At 48.8% G+C, this 19,247-nt stretch carries 22 protein-coding genes; all 22 read left to right on the top strand.

Going from position 1 to position 19,247, the window contains the following annotated elements:
• Nucleotides 1-46: 46 nt before the first annotated feature.
• The 22 genes from ASG16_RS03685 to ASG16_RS03580 all read left to right on the top strand — a co-directional run bounded on the left by ASG16_RS03685 (nucleotide 47) and on the right by ASG16_RS03580 (nucleotide 19,244).
• Nucleotides 47-1,237: an acetyl-CoA C-acetyltransferase gene (locus tag ASG16_RS03685; protein WP_056486903.1), complete on the top strand. Its 1,191-nt coding sequence runs from the start codon at nucleotides 47-49 to the stop codon at nucleotides 1,235-1,237.
• A 165-nt stretch (nucleotides 1,238-1,402) separates the two neighbouring features.
• A complete protein-coding gene (locus ASG16_RS03680; protein WP_307724157.1) occupies nucleotides 1,403-1,576 on the top strand; it encodes an AtpZ/AtpI family protein in 174 nt (57 codons plus the stop codon).
• 13 nt (nucleotides 1,577-1,589) lie between these two features.
• Entirely contained in the window at nucleotides 1,590-1,958 is a 369-nt protein-coding gene (locus ASG16_RS03675) for an ATP synthase subunit I (protein WP_056486904.1), read from the top strand.
• A 113-nt stretch (nucleotides 1,959-2,071) separates the two neighbouring features.
• Nucleotides 2,072-2,866: a F0F1 ATP synthase subunit A gene (gene atpB, locus ASG16_RS03670; RefSeq protein WP_048035085.1), complete on the top strand. Its 795-nt coding sequence runs from the start codon at nucleotides 2,072-2,074 to the stop codon at nucleotides 2,864-2,866.
• Nucleotides 2,867-2,909: 43 nt separating this feature from the next.
• Nucleotides 2,910-3,140 carry a F0F1 ATP synthase subunit C gene (gene atpE, locus ASG16_RS03665; protein WP_017252354.1) on the top strand — a complete coding sequence of 77 codons (231 nt, stop codon included), beginning with the start codon at nucleotides 2,910-2,912 and terminating at the stop codon, nucleotides 3,138-3,140.
• A 175-nt stretch (nucleotides 3,141-3,315) separates the two neighbouring features.
• Nucleotides 3,316-3,819 carry a F0F1 ATP synthase subunit B gene (gene atpF, locus ASG16_RS03660; protein WP_007725469.1) on the top strand — a complete coding sequence of 168 codons (504 nt, stop codon included), beginning with the start codon at nucleotides 3,316-3,318 and terminating at the stop codon, nucleotides 3,817-3,819.
• The gene (locus tag ASG16_RS03655) at nucleotides 3,816-4,343 is read left to right on the top strand and encodes a F0F1 ATP synthase subunit delta (protein WP_048035083.1); all 528 of its coding nucleotides are present in this window, start codon (nucleotides 3,816-3,818) and stop codon (nucleotides 4,341-4,343) included. The genes atpF and ASG16_RS03655 overlap by 4 nt, the downstream gene beginning before the upstream one ends.
• Nucleotides 4,344-4,386: 43 nt before the next feature.
• Nucleotides 4,387-5,898 (top strand): F0F1 ATP synthase subunit alpha, encoded by a 1,512-nt coding sequence (atpA, locus tag ASG16_RS03650; RefSeq protein ID WP_048035082.1) that lies wholly within the window; start codon nucleotides 4,387-4,389, stop codon nucleotides 5,896-5,898.
• A 74-nt stretch (nucleotides 5,899-5,972) separates the two neighbouring features.
• Nucleotides 5,973-6,836 carry an ATP synthase F1 subunit gamma gene (gene atpG, locus ASG16_RS03645; protein WP_048035081.1) on the top strand — a complete coding sequence of 288 codons (864 nt, stop codon included), beginning with the start codon at nucleotides 5,973-5,975 and terminating at the stop codon, nucleotides 6,834-6,836.
• Nucleotides 6,837-6,884: 48 nt separating this feature from the next.
• Nucleotides 6,885-8,294, top strand: coding sequence for a F0F1 ATP synthase subunit beta (gene atpD / locus ASG16_RS03640; RefSeq protein WP_007725462.1), 1,410 nt, complete (start codon nucleotides 6,885-6,887; stop codon nucleotides 8,292-8,294).
• A 27-nt stretch (nucleotides 8,295-8,321) separates the two neighbouring features.
• Nucleotides 8,322-8,720 carry a F0F1 ATP synthase subunit epsilon gene (locus ASG16_RS03635; RefSeq protein WP_048035080.1) on the top strand — a complete coding sequence of 133 codons (399 nt, stop codon included), beginning with the start codon at nucleotides 8,322-8,324 and terminating at the stop codon, nucleotides 8,718-8,720.
• Nucleotides 8,721-8,941: 221 nt separating this feature from the next.
• Complete coding sequence (locus ASG16_RS03630; RefSeq protein ID WP_056486906.1) at nucleotides 8,942-9,682, top strand: DUF6042 family protein; 741 nt, start codon at nucleotides 8,942-8,944, stop codon at nucleotides 9,680-9,682.
• Nucleotides 9,683-9,985: 303 nt separating this feature from the next.
• Nucleotides 9,986-10,357 carry an NADH-quinone oxidoreductase subunit A gene (locus ASG16_RS03625; RefSeq protein ID WP_007725457.1) on the top strand — a complete coding sequence of 124 codons (372 nt, stop codon included), beginning with the start codon at nucleotides 9,986-9,988 and terminating at the stop codon, nucleotides 10,355-10,357.
• Nucleotides 10,348-10,866: a NuoB/complex I 20 kDa subunit family protein gene (locus tag ASG16_RS03620; RefSeq protein WP_007725455.1), complete on the top strand. Its 519-nt coding sequence runs from the start codon at nucleotides 10,348-10,350 to the stop codon at nucleotides 10,864-10,866. The genes ASG16_RS03625 and ASG16_RS03620 overlap by 10 nt, the downstream gene beginning before the upstream one ends.
• Nucleotides 10,867-11,048: 182 nt before the next feature.
• Nucleotides 11,049-12,251, top strand: a complete 1,203-nt coding sequence (locus ASG16_RS03615; RefSeq protein ID WP_483296472.1) for an NADH-quinone oxidoreductase subunit C — start codon at nucleotides 11,049-11,051, stop codon at nucleotides 12,249-12,251.
• A 3-nt stretch (nucleotides 12,252-12,254) separates the two neighbouring features.
• A complete protein-coding gene (locus tag ASG16_RS03610) occupies nucleotides 12,255-13,403 on the top strand; it encodes an NADH-quinone oxidoreductase subunit D (protein ID WP_056486908.1) in 1,149 nt (382 codons plus the stop codon).
• On the top strand, nucleotides 13,400-14,410 hold the full coding sequence (nuoH, locus tag ASG16_RS03605) for an NADH-quinone oxidoreductase subunit NuoH (RefSeq protein WP_173628003.1): 1,011 nt from the start codon (nucleotides 13,400-13,402) through the stop codon (nucleotides 14,408-14,410). The genes ASG16_RS03610 and nuoH overlap by 4 nt, the downstream gene beginning before the upstream one ends.
• Before the next feature lie 135 nt (nucleotides 14,411-14,545).
• Complete coding sequence (gene nuoI / locus ASG16_RS03600) at nucleotides 14,546-14,959, top strand: NADH-quinone oxidoreductase subunit NuoI (protein ID WP_007722093.1); 414 nt, start codon at nucleotides 14,546-14,548, stop codon at nucleotides 14,957-14,959.
• Between the two features lies 1 nt (nucleotide 14,960).
• Entirely contained in the window at nucleotides 14,961-15,470 is a 510-nt protein-coding gene (locus ASG16_RS03595; RefSeq protein WP_048035075.1) for an NADH-quinone oxidoreductase subunit J, read from the top strand.
• Nucleotides 15,467-15,778, top strand: coding sequence for an NADH-quinone oxidoreductase subunit NuoK (nuoK, locus tag ASG16_RS03590; RefSeq protein WP_007722089.1), 312 nt, complete (start codon nucleotides 15,467-15,469; stop codon nucleotides 15,776-15,778). The genes ASG16_RS03595 and nuoK overlap by 4 nt, the downstream gene beginning before the upstream one ends.
• A 27-nt stretch (nucleotides 15,779-15,805) precedes the next feature.
• Nucleotides 15,806-17,719 (top strand): NADH-quinone oxidoreductase subunit L, encoded by a 1,914-nt coding sequence (nuoL, locus tag ASG16_RS03585; RefSeq protein ID WP_056486911.1) that lies wholly within the window; start codon nucleotides 15,806-15,808, stop codon nucleotides 17,717-17,719.
• Nucleotides 17,712-19,244 (top strand): complex I subunit 4 family protein, encoded by a 1,533-nt coding sequence (locus tag ASG16_RS03580; RefSeq protein WP_048035073.1) that lies wholly within the window; start codon nucleotides 17,712-17,714, stop codon nucleotides 19,242-19,244. The genes nuoL and ASG16_RS03580 overlap by 8 nt, the downstream gene beginning before the upstream one ends.
• The last annotated feature ends 3 nt before the right edge of the window (nucleotides 19,245-19,247 follow it).

Here is a 19,247-nt window from a genome sequence, read left to right as displayed (position 1 = left end):
TCTTAAGAAGGTTGCCTATCCTGTGTATTCGAGGGGTGTGTGGAAGATGAGTCAAAGAGAAATCGTCATTGCGAGTGCTGTGCGCACTGCTATAGGTAGCTTTCAAGGAACGCTTGCGGGTGTCAGTGCGACAAAGCTGGGCGGAATTGTACTGGAAGCAGCGCTAGAGCGTGCAGGTGTTTCCAAGGATGCGGTCGATGAAGTGATTATGGGGAATGTACTGTCAGCAGGTTTGGGTCAAAACCCGGCGCGTCAGGCTTCTATTCACGCGGGCCTTGCTCATGAAGTTCCCTCTCTGACAATCAATAAGGTTTGTGGTTCAGGTCTAAAAGCCGTTCATTTGGCTGTTCAGTCCATCCTTGCAGGTGAGGCAGAAGTGGTCTTGGCTGGTGGGATGGAAAATATGAGTCAGGCACCATACTTAATGGAAGGTGCGCGCTCAGGCTACCGCATGGGAGATCAGAAAGTAGTAGACTCCATGATTCGCGACGGGCTGTGGTGTGCTTTCAACGATTACCACATGGGTATTACAGCGGAGAATCTTTGCACCAAATACGAGATCGGACGCGAAGAGCAGGATGAATTTTCAGCTTGGAGCCAGGAAAAGGCTCAGCAAGCGCTCGCCAGTGGTCGTTTTCAAGAAGAAATCGTACCGGTTCCGATTCCGCAGCGCAAAGGTGATCTGGTGCTTTTTGCTGTGGACGAGTTCCCGCGTGCTGGTGTGACAGCCGAAGCGCTAGGCAAGCTGAAGCCTGCATTTAAAAAGGATGGAACCGTGACAGCTGGGAATGCATCCGGCATCAACGATGGAGCAGCCGCTCTCTTGATTATGACACGCGAGAAGGCAGAAGAGCTGGGTGTGAAGCCTATCGCCCGTATCGTGGCCAATGCGAGTGCAGGTGTTGATCCGAGCATCATGGGGTACGGTCCTGTTCCTGCGACCAAGCGCGTACTGGAAAAAGCGGGCCTGACGATCGCTGACATCGATTTGATCGAAGCAAACGAAGCTTTTGCCGTCCAATCGCTGTCTGTTGGCAAAGCGCTGGACTTTGATCGCGAGAAGCTGAATGTCAACGGCGGAGCCATCGCGTTGGGACATCCAATCGGTGCGAGTGGCGCGAGAATCTTGGTCACGCTCGTGCATGAATTGCAAAAGCGTGAAGGGGTAAAATATGGGTTAGCGACTCTTTGCATTGGTGGGGGACAAGGCGTCTCCACAATTGTCGAGAAAATTTAATTTTTAAATTGTGAACGCTTTGTGTACACAGAAACGCTTGCGTTGACAAAGGGAATAAATCTTCGTTAATATGGATGAGGGCATTTGGAAATTGTGTGCCCTCTCCTTATGTGAAAGGAGAAGGATAAACTGGCGAAACTTGACAATCCATGGCGAGCACTTGGTTTGGTCAGCGTACTTGGTCTTGACTTTGCCATTTGTGTGGTTGCCGGTTTTATGATCGGCAGATACGCGGATCGCCTACTAGCGACTGATCCTTGGTTCTTGCTTATCGGCTTGATTACAGGGATTGCGGTTGGTGTATACACTGTCTATCGACTCATTCGCCCGTATCTGTAGGGGGTGACGAACGATGGAAGCGTTTGCTTTAGCGATGCGAAAGACTTTTCGCTATTCTTTATGGTGCATGGCATTGTTTGTGATGCTGATGGTTGTATTGCCTGAACACAAGGTATTCTTGCAGAGTTTGTTGCTTGGAACAGTGACAGGAATCATTAATACCAGCGTTCTCGCTAGCAAGGTCTGGGTTGTTGGGCAAATGGCAGATGACCCTAATGTCAGACCAAAAGGAACGGGCACGATGCTTCGGTTCATGATTGCCGGGCTAGCCGCCTATGCTACCTTTCTTTTCCCTCATATCTTCACATTATCAGGGGTTCTACTTGGGTTGTTTTTGATCCAAGGGATCAGCTATCTACTCGTATTCCGCAATTCAAAATAGATTTGTTACAGCATTTCCTTTTAATGAAATGATTTTTACCAGAGAGCGTTCGATAGCAATGTGTAGACAGAGTTTCGGACAACCTCTATCTATCAATGGAAAGGGGTGAAAAGATGGGTCATCATTATACGTTACGGTTTCAGTTAGGCGGCATGGTATTTGACATCGCTACGATTCTCATGATGGTTCTTACCGCACTGCTTGTGTTTATCTTCCTGTTTGTAATGACACGAAAGCTGGAAACAGGAGTACCTGGTGCTAAGCAAAATGCAGTTGAGTGGATTTTTGACTTTGTCAAGAATGTTACTGCAGGATACATGGATCACAAGAAAGTCATGATGATGATGACGCTTGGTATTACGTTGTTTCTCTACATCTTCATTGGGAACCAGCTAGGTGTTATCGCCAACGTCACCACAGTGCACAAAGGTGAAATCAGCGAAAGTGTTATGAAGATGCTGACGATTGCTCCTACGCCGGAAGCCGAAGCGAAGAAGCGCGAAACCGTTGAGCACGAGCTGGCTGATAAAGGAGCTCATGTAATCTGGTGGAAGTCTCCAACTGCTACACCGAGTGTAACATTTGGTTTGGCATTGGTAGTGTTGCTCTACTCCCACTACCTCGGTATTAAGAAAAGTCCAGGTGGTTGGTTTAAGCACGTATTCCTCAACCCGATCCACATTCTTGAGGAGTTTATCATTAAACCGTTGACGCTTCCTCTGCGTTTGTTCGGTAACCTCTTTGCAAAAGAGATCATGATTGCCTTCCTGTTGAGTGGGGGAGTTTTGGCCGCGGCACCATTGTTTATCTGGCTCGGCTACTCCGTCTTCGTAGGTGCAATTCAGGCGTTCATTTTCTTGACTCTTTCTATGGTTTACATTTCACAACTTGTGAATGATGAACACTAAAATCTAGTTTTTGTTTACAACAATTTAGGGAGGTATTTTTAACATGGAAGTTATGGGTGTAGCTATTGCTATGGGTCTTATTTTCGGTTTGGCAGCACTTGGTGGTGCTTTTGGTGCAAGTAACGTAATCTCTAAAACAATTGAAGGTGTTGCTCGTCAACCTGAAGCTCGTGGTAACCTGATGGGTATCATGTTCCTCGGTATGGGTCTCGTAGAGGCGATTCCAATTATCGCTGTAGCTGTAGGCTTCATCTTGATGGGTCGTCTGGGCTAAGCGAACAGTTGAACAGTATTAAATAGGCGGAGGGTCACCTTCGCCTATCTTTTAGTAGGGAAAAATCAGGCTTCGGCCACAAGCTTGGCATGGAAGTCTTCTAGTAATAATTCTGGTAAGTACGCAAAGAACTTATTGCAGAATCTTTCGTTTGTCAGGAAGGAGTGAACTAAAAATGGTTGAGTTTGGAGCCGTATCCCTGGAATGGGGCACATTACTACTCCAGGTGATTATTTTCATTTTGCTGTTGATCGTTGTTTCCAAATATGCAACAGGACCGATTGCGAGCGTATTGGAAAAGCGCCGTGCTCATGTTGAGAACGAGCTCGCCACTGCGGAACGCAACCACAAGGAATCCGAAAAGCTTTTGGCTGAACAACGCCGCCTTTTGGATGAAGCTCGCGCTGAATCTAAAGCGATCATCGACCGTGCTGCAAAGCAAGCGTCTGATGAAGCAAGCAAAATCGTTGCTGAAGCACAAGCAGCTTCTGAGCGTATGAAAGCAGAGGCAAGTGCTGAACTGGCTCGTGAAGTGGAAAAAGCAAAACTCGAACTGCGTGAGCAAATGACTGGTCTTTCCGTGCTCTTGGCTTCCAAGATCATTGAGAAAGAACTGGACGAAGCAGCTCAAAAGTCTACTGTTGACAAATTTCTCGCACAAGTGGGAGATCGCCTATGAGTAGCGCAGTAGGAAAACGTTATGCTCGTGCTCTCTTTGAAGTAGCGAGTGAGCGTAGCAAGATTGATCAGGTAGAAGCAGACCTGGGTGCGATCGTGGAAGCGGTTGAAGGCAGTGAAGATCTGAAAAAGATCATGCTGCACCCGCACATCGCAGCAGATGCGAAAAGCCAGCTCGCTGACGAATTGTTCAAAAGCCATGTAGGGGAAGAAACCTTTAATTTTCTGAACGTCCTGATTGAGAACGGACGCGAAGTTGATCTGGTTGATATCTACCGTTCTTTTGTACAATTGGCGAACGAAGCTCGTGGATTCGCAGATGCGATTGTGACAAGTGCAAAGCCACTTTCTACTGAAGAGCAAAATGAGCTGGCTGAGAAGTTCGGCCAAACACTGAACAAAAAGCTGCGTATGACAGCAGTCGTAGACCCAGCGATTCTCGGCGGCATTATTATCAAAATTGGCGACCGTCTGTATGATGGCAGCCTGAAAACGAAGTTGGAAACCTTTGCGCAAAAGGCGTAAAGTTCGATGGCTTTTAAGAAGTTGGATGAATGGGGTGAATTAAGTGAGTGCAATCAGACCAGAAGAGATTAGCTCCCTCATTAAAGAGCGGATCGCTAACTTTAAATCTGAAATCGAAGTTGTGGATGTAGGCACAGTCATCCAAGTAGGTGACGGTATTGCTCGTGTTCACGGTTTGGAAAAGGCCATGCAAGGGGAGCTTCTCGAGTTCCAAAATGGCGTAATGGGTATGGTACTCAACTTGGAAGAAGATAACGTGGGTGTCGTTATTATGGGACCTTTCCGCGACATTAAGGAAGGCGATACTGTAAAACGTACCGGCCGCGTTATGGAAGTTCCAGTAGGGGAAGCGCTGCTCGGCCGCGTTGTAAACCCACTGGGTCAACCAATCGATGGTCAAGGCCCTATCGCAAACAACGGTTTCCGTCCAATCGAGAGCCCAGCTCCTGGCGTAATGGCACGTAAATCCGTACACGAGCCACTCCAAACAGGTATCAAAGCGATTGACGCGATGATCCCAGTTGGTCGTGGACAGCGTGAGTTGATCATTGGTGACCGCCAAACTGGTAAAACAGCAGTGGCGCTCGACACGATCATCAACCAAAAAGGTAAAGACATGATTTGTATCTACGTTGCAATCGGTCAAAAGCAATCCACCGTTGCTAACATCGTAGAAACTCTGCGTAAAGCAGGGGCTCTGGAATACACAATCATCGTTTCTGCTACTGCGTCTGACCCAGCTCCAATGTTGTACTTGGCTCCATATACAGGTGTAACAATGGGTGAGTACTTCATGTACAAAGGCGGACACGTTCTGTGCGTATACGATGACCTCTCCAAGCAGGCTGCTGCATACCGCGAAATGTCCCTCTTGCTCCGTCGTCCTCCAGGTCGCGAAGCATATCCTGGTGACGTATTCTACTTGCACTCCCGTTTGCTGGAGCGCGCTGCGAAACTGTCTGATGATCTGGGCGCTGGTTCTATTACAGCTCTGCCATTCATCGAAACCCAAGCGGGTGACATTTCCGCGTACATTCCAACCAACGTGATTTCCATCACGGATGGTCAGATCTTCCTGGAGACAGACTTGTTCAACGCAGGTCAACGTCCAGCGGTTAACACCGGTCTTTCCGTATCCCGTGTAGGTGGTTCCGCGCAAATCAAGGCGATGAAAAAGGTAGCAGGTCCACTCAAGCTTGAGTTGGCTCAATACCGTGAGTTGGCTGCGTTTGCTCAGTTCGGTTCCGATCTGGACAAAGCGACCCAAGCTCGTCTGACCCGTGGTGAGCGTTTGATGGAAATAATGAAACAAGGTCAATTCGATCCAATGCCTGTTGAGAAGCAAGTTGCTTCTATCTATAGCGCTACAAGAGGTTTCCTGGATGATATTCCAGTAGCGGAAGTGCGCCGTTTTGAGAAAGAGATGTTGTCTTTCTTGGATTCCAACAAACCGCAACTGTTGGAGCACATCCGCACAACGAAAGACCTTCCAGATGAAAAAGAATTCAACGCAGCGATCGAAGAGTTCAAAAAAGGCTTTTCGGTAACTCGCTAATCGTTAACCTGATAGACATCAGATGCATGCCGGGCTAGTTGCCCGTGCATGCGTCCTCAAGGTGGTGAAAACGAGTGGCTAAAGGAATACGTGAGATTCGACGCAGTATCAAAAGTAAAAAAGATATGCGCCAAATCACGAAAGCGATGAAAATGGTGGCGGCTGCAAAGCTTCGCCGTAACCAGGATAAAGCTGAGGCGGCACGCCCGTATGCTGACAAGATCCAAGAAGTGATCGCAAGCATCGCGAGTGGGAACTCTGGTTCCAAACATCCAATGTTGCAAAATCGTCCGGTGAAAAAGACTGGTTATATTGTCATCACTTCCGACCGTGGACTTGCTGGGGGTTACAATGCCAACATTCTCCGTAAAGTGGTAACTACCATTAACGAGAAGCACAAGTCCAAGGATGAGTACGGTATTTTTGTGATTGGCCGCAAAGGTCGTGACTTCTTTAGCAAACGGAACTACCCGCTTTTGGAGGAAGTTACAGGTCTGCCAGTCAGCCCAGCCTTTGCTGATATCAAGAAAATTGCCGGTGCAGCAGTCCAAATGTTCGAGAATGAGCAGATTGACGAACTGTACCTGTGCTACAACAAGTTCCAAAGTGCAATTTCGCAAATACCTACCGTAAAACAATTGCTGCCACTGGAAGCTCCCGAGAGCAACAATGCACGCGAATTGAATTACGAGTATGAGCCGTCCTCGGAAGAAGTATTGGCGGACCTGTTGCCGAAATATGCGGAAACACTGGTTTACAGTGCACTCCTCGAAGCAAAAGCTTCCGAAGAAGGTTCCCGTATGACTGCAATGGGCAACGCAACAGACAATGCTACGGATATGATCAACCGTTTAACGTTGAGCTACAACCGTGCTCGTCAGGCAGCCATTACACAAGAGATTTCCGAGATCGTTGCAGGTGCAAACGCACAGGCTTAGTGGCAGCGAATAGCTCCCAATTTAGCTTTACAGGAGGGAAGAAGTAAGATGGCGAATGGACGTGTGGTTCAGGTAATGGGTCCGGTTGTTGACGTCGAGTTCGACCGCGGACACCTGCCTGCCATTTACAATGCGATCAAGATTCAACATAAAGCACAAAGCGCTGGTGAGCGCGACATCAACTTGACTGTTGAGGTTGCTACTCATTTGGGCGATAACTTGGTTCGTACCGTTGCGATGTCTTCCACTGACGGTTTGGTTCGTGGCATGGAAGCAGTTGATACCGGTGCAGCTATCTCCGTTCCAGTGGGTGCAATCACCCTCGGACGCGTATTTAACGTATTGGGTGAGCCGATCGACTTGCAAGAACTTGGTCAAGTAGATCGTCGTGATCCAATTCACCGTAAAGCTCCTGAGTTCGTAGACCAAGCAACGACTGTTGAGATCCTGGAAACAGGTATCAAAGTTATTGACCTCTTGGCTCCGTACATCAAGGGTGGTAAGATCGGTCTGTTTGGTGGTGCGGGTGTAGGTAAAACCGTTACTATTCAAGAGCTGATCAACAACATCGCGCAAGAGCACGGTGGTATTTCCGTATTCGCTGGTGTAGGTGAGCGTACCCGTGAAGGTAACGACCTGTACCACGAGATGAAAGACGCAGGCGTACTGCCGAAAACCGCGATGGTATTCGGTCAGATGAACGAACCGCCTGGTGCACGTCTTCGTGTAGCGTTGACTGGTCTGACTATGGCGGAATACTTCCGTGATGAAGAAGGCCGCGACGTTCTCCTCTTTGTTGATAACATCTTCCGCTTTACTCAAGCGGGTTCCGAAGTTTCTGCTCTCTTGGGCCGTATGCCATCTGCGGTAGGTTACCAGCCAACACTGGCTACCGAAATGGGTCAGTTGCAAGAGCGTATTACTTCCACGAAAAAAGGTTCCGTAACGTCCATTCAAGCGATCTACGTACCAGCGGATGACTACACTGACCCGGCTCCTGCTACTACGTTTGCTCACTTGGACGCTACAACGAACTTGGAGCGTTCCATCGCTGAGTTGGGTATCTTCCCTGCGGTAGACCCACTCGCATCCACATCCCGTGCTCTGGCTCCTGATGTAGTAGGACAAGAACACTATGATGTGGCTCGTAGCGTTCAAAAAATCCTGCAACGTTACAAAGAACTGCAAGATATCATCGCGATTCTCGGTATGGACGAGTTGAGCGACGACGACAAGCAAGTAGTTGGACGCGCACGCCGCATTCAACGTTTCTTGTCCCAGTCCTTCCACGTTGCCGAGCAGTTCACTGGTAACCCAGGCCAATACGTGCCATTGAAAGAAACCGTTCGCAGCTTCAAGGAAATCCTCGAAGGTAAGCATGACCACCTGCCAGAGGGCGCGTTCCTGTACGTAGGTACAATTGAAGAAGCGGTAGAAAAAGCGAAGAAAATGGCGTAAGACACCCTGGAAAGGGGAGACGAGTAAGTGAGTAAGATGACAGTTGAAGTCGTAACTCCTGAACGGGTTGTCTACAGCGGTCAGGCTGAAATGGTGATTGCTCGCGGCTTGCAAGGGGAAATCGGTATTATGCCGAACCACGTGCCGTTGGTAACCCCGCTGAAAACAGCGCCAGTTCGGATTAAGACAGAAGGCGATAAAGAAGTAAAGATGGCTGTAAGCGGCGGCTTCATGGAAGTGCGCGGCGATAAAGTGACCATCCTTGCTGAAACGGCTGAATTGCCGGGAGACATCGATGTTGAACGCGCGAAGGCAGCGAAAGAGCGTGCTGAAAAGCGTTTGACTGAGAAATATGCCGAGCTCGACGTCAAGCGTGCAGAACGCGCGCTGCAACGTGCGATGGCACGTCTCGACGTAGCGAAGTAAAGCGTAAGCTTGATATCCCCGCGCCCATGTGGCTGCGGGGATTTTTCGGTTATATGGAGATGAATGATGAGCCATGGAAATCGGGCATGATATTTCCAGTTGGTAATTGCCTAATGTTTCTGTGTATAATAGACCTAATGCCCTGCCGACGAGCTACGTTAGCATGAAAAACAGCGGGAAAAAGCGGCATTGGCTATTGGGATTAAAGGAGAGTGTAATTGATGCAAACCGTTCGCGATATCCGCCACAATCAAGATGGCGTAGTGATTCCTAGCAGCTTTAAGGCTAATGGCTGGACAAGCGTGCTATCTCATGAAATGAATGTTCTCTTCCAGGCGATGTGCTTTGTAGTAACCAAGCATGAGACAAAAGAAGAAATGAGAAAAGCTCTGGACGAGTTCGATGCATTGAAAGGCACATTCACCGAGCCTGTTCAAGAAGGCTTTAAGTCTGCAGAGGATTTCAAAGGCTACGTGAACCTCTTGAACAGATTCAAAGCGTTCATGAGCCGTTCTGATTATGCATATCCGACGTCTCTTGACGAAGCGATCGAGCTTTTCGTGAAGTGGGGTCTGGTAATCGATAATGGAGATGCTTGGGATGTACCGGTTTATCCATTCCCAGATGCATCTGAGTTGTTCAAGTTGAGTGAAGCAGAATCTCTTGCATTGGCTCATGTTAAACTGGAAGCATTGGTTCATCCGATTTTTAGCCGCCTCGTGATGAAGCTGCACGAGCAGGAAGAAAATACGTTCAGTATGTCCAAAGCAGAAATGAAGCAATTGCTGAACACCAATGACCAGATGCTGGCAGAGGTTCTGATCAAGCTGACTCCATATATGGAAGAGGCAATTGAAAATATGCTGGAGATCCCAGAAGACGAGAAGATGAACTTCACGATTGTATGGGAGCGTATTTACGAGGACTTCCTCGGACAGCAATTTTCAAACAACGTTCAATAATGAAGAGAATATAAGAGCCAGACAGGCATATTCGTTTGGTCATCATACTATGCTGGAAAAACTCAGGGAGAAATCTCTGAGTTTTTTCCCTTTATATGGCACAAAAGGAAGGCTTTCGTTAGACACCCTATTGGCAATTTGCTATAATGATAAAGGTATTTTTTTCTAGCAGTATCAATTAGCGACAGCGTTCATACCTACACCTTTGATGCTGCGAGCAGTACCCTTTTGAGGGAGTCTCGACTTCTTCTGGAGGACAGCGCAAGACGATTCATACCTTTCTCAAGAGCGGAGGGAACGTGGGTGAGTGACATCTATACCAACAATTATGTGATTGTCGCGATCTTTTTGATTCTTGGTGTGCTGTTGCCCGTAGCTACAGTCAGTTTTGTTGGTCCATTACTTCGTCCAAAGAAACCGACACGGGAGAAGCAAACTACTTATGAAAGCGGTAACATTCCTGTTGGTGACAGTTGGGTGCGTTTCAACGTGAAGTATTACATCTTTGCCCTCATGTTTGTCATCTTTGATGTAGAAACACTCTTTCTGTATCCGTGGGCCGTCGCTTACAAAGAACTGGGGCTCTTTGCCTTAGTCGAGATGGTCATCTTTATATCCTTGCTCATCGTAGGATTGATTTACGCGTGGAGAAAGAAGGTGCTGGAATGGAACTAGACCTGACAAGCATTGCGCCTGAATTGCAAGAGGAACTGAATCGCAACGTCATGTTCACGACATTGGAAACAGTGAAGGGATGGGTTCGTAGCAACTCGTTGTGGCCATTAACTTTTGGCTTGGCCTGTTGCGCGATCGAGATGATGGGAACGGGTGGAGCGCGTTATGACCTTGACCGGTTTGGCGTTATTTTTCGAGCATCCCCAAGACAATCTGATGTGATGATCGTAGCCGGAACCGTCACGAAAAAGATGGCGCCACTGCTGCGCAGGCTGTATGATCAAATGCCTGAACCGAAGTGGGTGATTGCCATGGGCTCCTGTGCGACAGCGGGAGGTCCGTACGTGCGCTCGTACAGCGTGGTAAAAGGTGTTGACCAGATTGTGCCTGTCGACGTATATATTCCGGGTTGTCCGCCTAACCCTGCCGCTTTGATCTACGGAATCAATAAGCTCCAAGAAAAAATCCGTTACGAAGCGAAGACTGGGAAGCAGGTGACCAATCTATGAGCGATGAGAAACGCAAGCCGACGCCAGAGGAAAAGGCAGCGGCTGAAGCCCGTGCCAAGGCCGAAGCATTGCGAAAATTAAGAGAACAGGAAGCGCAGGCTCCCCAAGCGGCGAGCCCAGTGGAGGGAGCTAAAGAGCCAAAAGAGGAAGTCTCTGCTCCAGAAGCTAAACCTGTGTCCGAAATGACACCTGAAGAAAAAGCCGCAGCCAAGAAAGCCGCAGCGGCTGAAGCGATTGCCAAGGCAAAAGCAGCGAAGGAACAGGCAGAGGCTGCTTCACCACCAGCAAAGCCCGTGTCCGAAATGACACCTGAGGAAAAAGCCGCAGCCAAGAAAGCAGCAGCGGCCGAAGCGATTGCCAAGGCAAAAGCGGCGAAGGAACAGGCAGAGGCTACTTCACCACCAGCAAAGCCCGTGTCTGAAATGACACCGGAAGAAAAGGCAGCAGCGAAAAAAGCAGCAGCGGCCGAAGCGATTGCCAAAGCAAAAGCGGCGAAGGAACAGGCAGAGGCTACTTCACCACCAGCAAAGCCCGTGTCTGAAATGACACCGGAAGAAAAGGCCGCAGCCAAGAAAGCGGCTGCCGCAGAAGCACTTGCCAAGGCAAAAGCAGCGAAGGAAGCAAAAGAAGCCGCGGAAAATGGAGCAAATTCAGCTGATTCAACTCCAGATGCGGATGCCAAGGCGAAAGCCGCAGCTGCCGCAAAAGCCAAGGCTGCCGCCGCAGCCGCAGCAAAGGCAAAAGCTGCACGCGAAGCAGGTAGCGATGAATCCGGTGATGACGACGCCAAGGCGAAGGCCGCAGCTGCCGCAAAAGCCAAAGCAGCAGCCGCAGCAGCAGCGAAGGCAAAAGCAACACAAACGGCTGGGGATGAGACACTGGCAGAGGAAGCACCAAAAGCACCTTCCAAAAACCAGCCCTATCTTGATAAATACGTGTCACGAATTTCCGAAGCATTTGGACAGGAAGTTATCGAGGCTTCGTATATTAACGAGCTGGGAAAGGAAGTTCCAACTCTCACCATTCAAAACGAACGTTGGCATCAAGTTGCCCAATTTTTAAGAGATGACGAGCAATTGAGCTTTGAGTACCTGTCCGATCTTCACGGTGTCGATTACGAGGATCGCCTGGAGGTATACTACCACTTTTATTCCTACAAAAATCGCCAAAGCTTGGCAGTAAAGGTCAAAACAAGCAGAGAAGAGTCAAAAGTTGCTTCTGTAATGGACCTCTGGCATGGCGCAAATTGGAATGAAAGAGAGACTTTTGACCTTTTGGGTATTCATTTCCCGGGACATAAGGATTTACGTCGAATCCTGTTGCCGGATGATTGGGTAGGGTATCCACTCCGCAAAGATTATGTGCAATACGACGAGGAGGTTTAGCAGATGAACCATAACATCCTCACGACTCATGTTGATACCTCTTCTGAAACAGGACTTCGTACTGAAGAGATGTTATTAAACGTAGGTCCACAGCATCCGAGTACACACGGAGTATTTCGCTTGGTTGTAAAAATCGATGGGGAAACCATTAAAGAAGCGATTCCGGTGATGGGTTATCTGCATCGAGGCACAGAGAAGCTGGCTGAAAACTTGACCTATACACAAATTATTCCTTATACAGACCGTATGGACTACGTGTCCGCCATGACCAACAACTACGTACTCTGCCACGCAGTAGAAACGATGATGGGGTTGGAGATTCCAGAACGAGCTCAGTTTCTACGATTGATCGCGATGGAACTGAACCGGGTGGCGAGCCATTTGGTTTGGTGGGGAACGTTTCTTTTGGACATTGGTGCGATGGGGCCCTTCCTGTATGCATTCCGTGATCGGGAGACGATCCTGGATTTGTTTAATGAGCTATGCGGGGCGCGGATGACTTTTAACTACATGCGTGTAGGCGGAGTGAAATGGGATGCACCTCCAGGCTGGACCGACAAAGCCAAAGAATTTGTCCAGTACATGAAGAAAGAATTGATTAACTACCACCAGCTGGTGACAGGGAATGAGATTTTTATCAACCGTCTCAGAGGGATTGGCAAGTTCGATACAAAAACGGCATTGGATTACTCGCTATCAGGGGTCATGCTCCGCTCGACAGGTGTCAAGTGGGACCTGCGCAAGGACGAACCGTATTGCATTTATGATCGTTTTGAATTTGATGTGCCGACAGCAACTGAGGGAGATTGCATGGCGCGCTATCATCTGCGCATGGCTGAAATTGAACAATCTCTGCGAATTCTTGAGCAGGCATTGGAGCAATTTCCGAGTGAAGGCGAAGTCATGGGCAAAGTACCACGTGTGATTCGCCCGCCTGCTGGGGAGACATATGTGCGCATCGAGTCACCGCGGGGAGAAATTGGTTGCTACATTGCCAGTCAAGGCAAGGATAAACCGTGGAGATTGAAGTTCAGACGGCCTTCATTTACCAATCTGCAAATTCTGCCTAAGCTGTTGCAGGGGGAAAACCTCTCGAACATGGTTGCCATCCTGGGCAGTATCGACATCGTGCTCGGGGAGGTTGACTGTTGATGAATACTCTCTTGCAGCAAGCACCCTCATGGGGAACCACGCTTTGGTTTATCGTAGCGGCTGTTTTACTGCTTGCAGTCGTGTTGGGATTCGTTACGTACGCCATTTACTTTGAGCGCAAAGTGATTGGGTGGATGCAGCTACGCATCGGGCCGAATCGAGTAGGACCATTGGGACTTCTCCAGACGGTTGCCGATGTTGCCAAGCTGCTATTAAAGGAAGATATTCGTCCACAGCACGCTGACAAAGCGTTGTTCACTTTAGCACCAATATTGGCTTATGCCCCTGCTTTTGCCGTATTGGCGGTCATGCCGTTTTCGGAAAGCATTCGGTTCGCTGATCTGGGAATAGGGCTGTTGTACTATATCGCCTTGTCTGGGATCACCGTATTAGGCGTGATCACGGCTGGCTGGGCCTCGAATAATAAGTACTCGCTGATCGGGGGCCTCCGCTCCGCTGCGCAGATGATCAGCTATGAAGTACCGCTGGTCATGTCCGTGGTGGGTATCGTTCTATTGACGGGCAGCATGAATCTCAAGGATATTGTCTATGCGCAGCAGGATGTCTGGAATATTGTTCCGCAGTTTATCGGATTTGCTGTATTTATCATTGCTGCCCAGGCTGAGCTGAATCGTACGCCGTTTGACTTGCCAGAAGCAGAGTCGGAGCTCGTTGGTGGTTACCACGTCGAGTATTCCGGTTTCCGTTTTGCGATGTTCATGCTGGCGGAGTATGTATACATGTTCGGGATGGGTGCCCTGATCACGATTCTCTTTTTGGGTGGATGGTTGCCGATTCATCCATCGCTGGACTTCATTCCGGGAATCGTGTGGTTTATCCTTAAATTTTCGCTTTACGTCTTCCTCCAGTTTTGGATTCGCGCCACGATGCCGCGCTTACGTGTCGATCAACTGATGTCGTTTGCCTGGAAAGTGCTGTTGCCCGTGGCATTGTTCAACATCCTGCTCACAGCCGTAGTGGTTTCTTACCAAAATGGCATGTTCTAGTAGCGACTTGATCGAAAACGACTACGTCCCACTGTTTTCATAGCGCAGGCTTCGCCATAGGCTTGCTTCGCCAAAAGCTAGCTTTCGTCAAAAACGTGGTGCAGCCAAGTTCTCAAATCCTGAGGGGTGACACACATGCTAGGACTGGCCAAAGGCCTGGGGTATACATTTAAAAAGCTCACGGAGAAAAAAGTAACCCACTTCTATCCGGATGTGCCCTTTCCAATGCCGCCTCGCTTTCGCGGTATTCAGCACTTTTCTCCTGAAAAATGCATCGTCTGTAACCAATGCGCACGCATTTGCCCGACGGAATGTATTCAACTGACAGGGAAGCCCCATCCTGATCCGGAGAAAAAAGGAAAGATTATCGATACGTACGATATCAACTTTGAACTGTGCATTTTATGCGATTTGTGTACAGAGGTTTGTCCGACTGAAGCGATTGTAATGACAAACAACTTCGAACTGGCTGCCTATAGCCGGGACGAATTGTACAAGAACTTGAAATGGCTGGACGACAACAATACGAACGTCAGGGAGGAGAATTAGTATGACAGGCGAATTCGTTGCCTTTTTTATCCTGTCCCTTCTGACGATCGGTGGCGCGGTGTTTATGATCAGCTTTACGCGCGTCGTCCACATGGTCATCTCATTGGGCGTTACGTTTATCAGCATTGCAGGTCTGTTTGTTTTGCTGGGAGCGGAGTTCGTCGGGGTCGCACAAATTCTGGTCTATTCAGGGGCTATCTCCATTCTGATGCTCTTTGGAATCATGCTGACCAAGCACGATGCGAACGATGAGGGAACAGGCCGGACATGGAAAAACCGTTTTATCCTGCTCTTCGTAATCGTTCTGTTCGGATTGTTGTTCTGGGGTGTGCAAAATACACCGTGGCCTGCGCCACCGCCACCTGCAGAGGTTCCAGTAAACAATGCAAAAGAAATCGGTATCGAAGTATTCACCAAATTCGTCATACCATTTGAACTGCTGTCTGTTCTGTTGTTGGTCGCGTTGGTTGGTGCGATCATCATGGCGAAAAAGGAGGGGGATAACGAATGACAGTAAGCATTTCCTCCTACTTAATGGTCGCTCTGATTCTCTTTTGTGTAGGCCTGTACGGTGCATTGACGAAGCGAAATGCAGTCGTCGTCCTGTTATCAATCGAGCTGATGCTGAATGCTGTAAATATTAACCTGGTCGCCTTTTCCAAATTCGGACTGTATCCATCCGTGACGGGACAAATCTTTACCTTGTTCACGATGACGGTTGCAGCTGCCGAGGTTGCCGTAGGGTTAGCGATTCTGATTGCGCTGTACCGCAACAAGGAGACCGTGAATGTAGATGAAATGGACCAAATGAAACGATAAGAGGGAAACCTGAAAAGGAGGACAAAGATGGATACTCTAATGCACTATGCCTGGCTGATCCCTCTGTTTCCGCTTCTTGCTTTCATCGTGATCGTCTCATTTGGTCGCCAATTGAAAGAAGGAGCGGCCATAGTGGGCATTACCCTGACGGCTGTTTCTTTTGGAATCGCAGTACTCATCTTCTGGGAGAGATTCCAGGGTGGGGGAGCGGATTACAATTATGTGATAGATTGGCTGCATATCGGCGATATCGTGATCAACATGGGATTCGAAGTGAATCCGCTGAATGCCATGATGCTCGTCATTGTGACATTGGTCAGTCTGTTGGTCCAAATCTATTCCAAAGGCTACATGCATGGGGATGAACGCTTTCCGGTGTTTTATCAATATCTGGCGCTGTTCACGTTCTCCATGCTGGGATTAGTCATCTCGCCAAATTTGTTGCAAGTATATATTTTCTGGGAGCTGGTCGGGGTATGCTCCTTCCTGCTCGTTGGCTACTACTACTTCAAGACAGAGGCAAAAGCGGCTGCCAAAAAGGCTTTTATCGTTACACGCATCGGGGACCTTGGTCTCTTCATCGGGATATGTCTGTTGTTCTGGTGGACCGGAAGTTTTGAGTATGGGGCGATTTTTGAGAGTATCGCACTCGGACGACTGGAACCATGGATGATTACGCTCGCAGCGATCCTCATTTTCGTTGGGGCCATGGGAAAATCAGGTCAATTTCCGCTTCATACGTGGTTGCCTGATGCCATGGAAGGTCCAACACCTGTGTCTGCATTAATTCACGCGGCAACGATGGTCGCGGCTGGTGTTTATTTGGTCGCTGCTACCTATCCGCTGTTTATCGCATCCGATACAGCTTTGACAGTTGTGGCGTATGTAGGAGGATTCACCGCCATATTTGCAGCCTCGATCGGTCTGACCCAACGGGATATCAAGCGTGTCTTGGCTTATTCCACAGTCAGTCAGCTCGGGTACATGATGCTGGCATTGGGTGTAGCTGGTGCTGCTGGTTATGTAGCGGGTTCCTTCCATTTGATGACCCACGCCTTTTTTAAAGCACTGCTCTTCCTTGGAGCAGGTAGTGTCATCCATGCCGTACATACGCAGGATGTATTCGAAATGGGTGGTTTGTGGAAAAAGATGCCGATCACCGCTTTGACTTTCTTGATCGGTTGCTTGGCGATTGCGGGGATCTTTCCGTTTGCTGGTTTCTGGTCGAAAGAAGCGATCCTGGGAGCTGTTTACGGAGCGCATCGCTACGATTTGCTGTTCATCGCGCTGCTAGCAGCATTCTTTACCGCATTCTATATGTTCCGTCTGTTCTTCCTGACATTCGCAGGGAAGGCACGTGGCAAGCACGAAGCGCACGAATCTCCAAGAGTCATGACAGGTCCGCTCTTGGTCTTGGCATTACTTGCGGTTGTCGCAGGTTTTGTGAATACACCGTACGCACCATTACTCTCTGATTGGTTGTTGTCAACGAACACAGGGACGGCAATCACGAGCATTTTTGGGGAAGGCAGTGAGCACGCGGCAGCCTGGTTGCAGATTGTGGCTCTGTTGATCTCGATTCTCGGAGTCGTGCTGGCTTACCTGATGTACGGCAAGAAATCAATCTCCTCGGACACGATTCCCAAAGCAATGCCGTGGCTCTATCAGCTTTCCTACAAGAAATACTACATCGATGAGCTGTATCACAACGTCATTGTTCGTCCATTAGGCTGGCTTGGATTTGTCCTGGATGTATTTGATAAGTATATTGTGGATGGTTTGGTTGGCTTGACAGCAAAAGTCACCCAAGGAATCGGATCTTTGCACGCAAGAGTACAAAGCGGGCAGATTCAGTCTTATGGGGCAATGGTCATATTCGGTCTGTTACTCTTGATCATCGCCATCAGTTTGACGGTCAAGGGAGGTGGACTCTTTGGGTAATATCCTTTTGTCATCACTGGTGTTCTCTCCGCTGCTGGCGATTCTCGTCATGGCTTTTATCCCTAGTCGACATGCAGGTGTGATCAAGCAGGTCGGGATTTTTGGAACGTTACCGGCACTTATTTTGGCAGGTTGGATGTTCGGCATGTTTGATTACGAGACAGCCAATCTCCAGTTCGTAGAAAAGCACAATTGGATTTCGATTCCGATTGGAATGGCACAGGCAGGCACCGTCTTTGCTTTTGAGATCAACTATGAGCTCGGTGTGGATGGTATTTCGATGCCATTGATTTTGCTGACGGCGATTATCGGGACCCTCGCAGCAATTGCTTCGTGGCAGATCAAGAAGAGGCAGAAGGAGTATTTTATCCTGTTTCACCTGCTGTTGATCGGTATGTTGGGAGTCTTTGCAGCAGACAATCTGTTTCTGTTCTTCATTTTCTTCGAGCTGACACTCGTGCCGATGTACTTCCTCATCGGGATTTGGGGATATGGGGAGCGCGAACAGGCAGCGAACAAATTCCTTTTGTATAACGGAATCGGTTCAGGGATCATGCTGCTGGCTTTCATCGTTATCTTTGTCATCATGCGGACGCTCAACATGGATGAAATCACGGCGATTCTGACGACACCAGGGCATCCGATAACCGAAATCCTTACACCGGAAATGCGTTTTGGCATCTTCCTAGCGCTATTTATCGCTTTTGCGATCAAGCTGCCAGTATTTCCGTTCCACACGTGGATGCTGCGCGTTCACGTACAGGCTCCACCTTCTATCGTCATGATTCACTCCGGTATTTTGCTGAAGATGGGGGCGTACGGTCTTTTAAGGATGGGAATCGGCTTCTTCCCAGAGCAGGCCTATGATTTCTCTACGTGGATGGCAGTTTTAGGGATTATCAACATTTTGTATGGAGCTGTACTGGCCTTCGTACAAAAGGATTTAAAAATGGTGCTGGCTTACTCCAGTATCAGCCATATGGGTATCGTCTTGCTTGGTTTCGCTTCGATGAACACGATCGGGTTTCAGGGAGCGATGTTCCAGGTAGTATCCCACGGCTTTATCTCAGCGCTGCTCTTCTTCTTGATCGGTGTCATTTGGGATCGGACGCAGACATCGATGCTCGACGATTTGGGCGGTTTAGCCAAGTCCATGCCGTTTGTCAGCGGCGTGTTGTTGGCAGGCGGGATGGCTTCACTCGGACTTCCGGGCATGTCCGGATTCATCAGTGAGTTCTTTGCCTTCCTCGGTCTGTTTGGTCGTTTGCCAGTAATGGCAGCAGTGGGAGCGATCGGGATTGTCCTCACCGCGGTTTATTTACTCAGAGCGATCTTGAAAACGACTTTTGGCCCTACTCCGGGTAGATGTACAGGACTTGCTGATGCACAGCCGATGGAAGTCATTCCGATAGTAGTCCTGTTGGGATGTATTATCCTCATCGGGGTTTATCCGGCAGTTCTGGGGAATCCGATGCAGCAGGCGCTGAAAACGATCGTACCTATCGTAACGGGAATAGGAGGGTAATCC

Source organism: Brevibacillus sp. Leaf182 (genome assembly GCF_001423865.2).
Classification (GTDB): domain Bacteria; phylum Bacillota; class Bacilli; order Brevibacillales; family Brevibacillaceae; genus Brevibacillus; species Brevibacillus brevis_C.
Note: the sequence above shows the minus strand (reverse complement) of the source record. Positions and strands in the feature narration are given on the sequence as shown.